General features: G+C 64.5%; 2 protein-coding genes. One reads left to right on the top strand and one right to left on the bottom strand.

Going from position 1 to position 3,058, the window contains the following annotated elements:
• Entirely contained in the window at positions 1–1,023 is a 1,023-nt protein-coding gene (gene galE / locus AC4FAH_RS10645; protein WP_054555473.1) for a UDP-glucose 4-epimerase GalE, read from the bottom strand.
• A 522-nt stretch (positions 1,024–1,545) separates the two neighbouring features.
• Between galE and AC4FAH_RS10640 the strand changes: the two genes are divergently transcribed.
• On the top strand, positions 1,546–3,042 hold the full coding sequence (locus AC4FAH_RS10640) for an SLC13 family permease (protein WP_043337281.1): 1,497 nt from the start codon (positions 1,546–1,548) through the stop codon (positions 3,040–3,042).
• The last annotated feature ends 16 nt before the right edge of the window (positions 3,043–3,058 follow it).

Below are 3,058 nucleotides of genomic sequence, written 5' to 3'. Positions count from 1 at the left end.
TCAGGCACTGCGATAGCCGTTGGGGTTGCGTGACTGCCAACGCCAGCTGTCGGCCATCATGCGGTCGAGACCCAGCTCGGCCTTCCACTTGAGCTCGTTGAAGGCCTTGTCGGGCTCTGCCCAGCATTCGGCGATATCGCCGGCACGACGCGGTGCGATGCGATACGGCACCGGACGACCGCTGGCCTTCTCGAACGCCTTGACCATGTCCAGCACGCTGTAACCGGTCCCGGTGCCCAGGTTATAGGTGTGAACGCCATCCCGCGCATCACCGGCCAGGTAGTCCAGCGCCTTGAGGTGGCCATCGGCCAGGTCGACGACGTGGATGTAGTCGCGCACCCCGGTGCCATCCGGCGTCGGGTAGTCATCACCGAACACGGCCAGTTCCTCGAGGCGGCCCACGGCGACCTGGCTGATATACGGCACCAGGTTGTTGGGGATGCCATTGGGGTCTTCACCGATGGTGCCGGATTCGTGGGCGCCCACCGGATTGAAGTAGCGCAGCAGCGCGATGCGCCAGCTGTCATCCGCGACGGCCAGGTCGCGCAGCACTTCCTCGACCATCAGCTTGGAGCGGCCATAGGGGTTGGTCGCGGAGGTCGGGAAGTCTTCACGGATCGGCGTGGAGGCCGGATCGCCATACACGGTGGCGGAGGAAGAGAACACGATACGCTTGACGCCGGCACGCGCCATGGCGTCACACAGCACCAGGGTACCGTTGACGTTGTTGTCGTAGTAGGCCAGCGGCTTGGCGACGCTCTCGCCGACCGCCTTGAGCCCGGCGAAGTGGACCACGGCCTCGATATCGTGACGCTCGAACAGGCTGTCGAGCAGCGCGCCGTTGCGGATATCTCCTTCGACGAACGGCACTTCGCGCCCGGCAAGCGTCGCCACACGCGCAAGAGAGGCTTCACTGGCATTGGACAGGTTGTCCAGCACCAGCACCTGATGGCCGGCCTCCATGAGCGCCAATACCGTATGAGAGCCGATGTAGCCTGCACCACCCGTGACCAGAATCATCAATCATCTTCCTTGTGAAAGTAACGCGACAGTGGGCCACGCAGTTGTCCTGCGCTGGCCCTGTTCATGGCTGCTAACCCTACCTTCCAGCCCTTGCGCTCACAAGTCCACAGCCAACGACAGCGTCTGTCGCCAGACAGCAACCTGCCCCGTGCAAGATGGCGTCACGCAGGGCCTGGCCCGAGGTGTGAGCGCCTCGGATCAAGCGTCGCGCTTGCGCGGCGTCAAGGTTTCACTTGCCGGAGTTTCAAAACAGGCAATGAAGGCTATTGAGCCGCGCCGCAATGCTGAGACAATGGCCGCGCCTTGCCGCCTGAGCGCCCGGCTGATCGACTCGCGAGCGACTTTCTGACAAGGCAGGCAACATGACACGCCGTGCACGTCACCCGACCGGGGATACATGCGCGACATGTAATGAATAACACCAACACGACAACTCGCCATCACCTACCATGACCCATACCAACAACACGATGACCACCATGATGAGGAAGCCAGTCGCCGACCGGCTTCTCTGGAGTCGACATGCCTGAGCAATCTCCCGATCACGTCGCTGATCAATCCACTACGCCGCCACAAGCGCCACTCGCGGCGCGCATCGGCCTGATACTCGGACCCCTCCTGTTGCTGCTGACCTGGCTGACACCGGCGCCGGGTGACATGCCGGACAGCGCCTGGCTCTGCGTCGGCCTTGCCCTGCTGATGGCCACCTGGTGGGCCACCGAGGCCCTGCCGATTCCGGTGACCTCGCTGCTGCCCATCGTGCTGGTGCCGGCGCTTGGCATCGACGACATCAAGAGCACCACCGCCGCCTATGCCAACCCGACCATCTACCTGTTCCTCGGTGGCTTCCTGCTCGGGATCGCCATGCAGCGCTGGGACCTGCATCGCCGCGTGGCCCTGCATACGCTGAAGCTTGCCGGCCACTCGCCGCGCCGCCAGATCGCCGGCTTCATGATCGCCACCGGCTTCATCAGCATGTGGGTGTCCAACACCGCCACCAGCATCATGATGCTGCCCATCGGCATGTCAGTGGTTAGCCTGATGTCCAGTGGTCAGGATGAGCGCGACAGCAATGACCCGGAACTGAAGCGCTACGCCGCCGCCCTGCTGCTGGGCATCGCCTACTCCGCCAGCCTCGGCGGTATCGCGACCCTGATCGGCACGCCGCCCAATGCCCTGCTGGCAGGTTACCTGTCCAGTGATCAAGGCATCGAGATCGGCTTCGCCCAGTGGATGCTCGTCGGCCTGCCGGTCGCCATCGCGATGTGCGCCATCACCTGGTGGTGGCTGACGCGCACGCCCTTCTCCTTCAAGTCCGAGACGGCAGACAGCGGCGAGATGATCAGCCGCGAGCTCAAGGCACTGGGCGCCATGAGCAGCGCCGAGAAACGTGTCGGCGTCGCCTTCCTGGTGGCTGCCCTGCTGTGGATGTTCCGTCCGCTGATCAACCAGATGGGCCTTGCCTGGCTGTCGGACACCGGCATCGCCATGGCCATCGGCGTGGGCCTGTTCGCCATTCCCTCCGGCACCTCACGCGGCCGCCGCCTGCTGGTGTGGGAAGACGCGCGTGACCTGCCCTGGGGCGTGTTGCTGCTGTTCGGGGGTGGTCTGGCACTGGCGGGCGTGATCAAGAGCTCGGGTCTCGCCGAGTGGATCGCCGGCCAGCTGTCGATGTTCAGCGTGCTGCCGCTCATCGGCCTGGTCGCCATCGTGGTCGTGGTGATCATCTTCCTGACCGAGGTCACCTCCAATACCGCGACGGCAGCTGCCTTCCTGCCGCTGCTGGGGGCACTGGCGCTGTCACTGGACATCGATCCGCTGCTGATCACCGTGCCGGCGGCCATCGCGGCCAGCTGTGCCTTCATGATGCCGGTGGCGACGCCGCCCAACGCCATCGTGTTCGCCACCGGCCACCTCAAGATCCAGACCATGATGCGCGCCGGCTTCTTCCTGAACCTGGCCGGTACCGTGGTCGTCACGCTGCTGGCCTATGGCCTGATCGTGGCACTGTGGGTGTAGAGGCAAGTGCTGACGC

Source organism: Cobetia sp., assembly GCF_983723665.1.
Note: the sequence above shows the minus strand (reverse complement) of the source record. Positions and strands in the feature narration are given on the sequence as shown.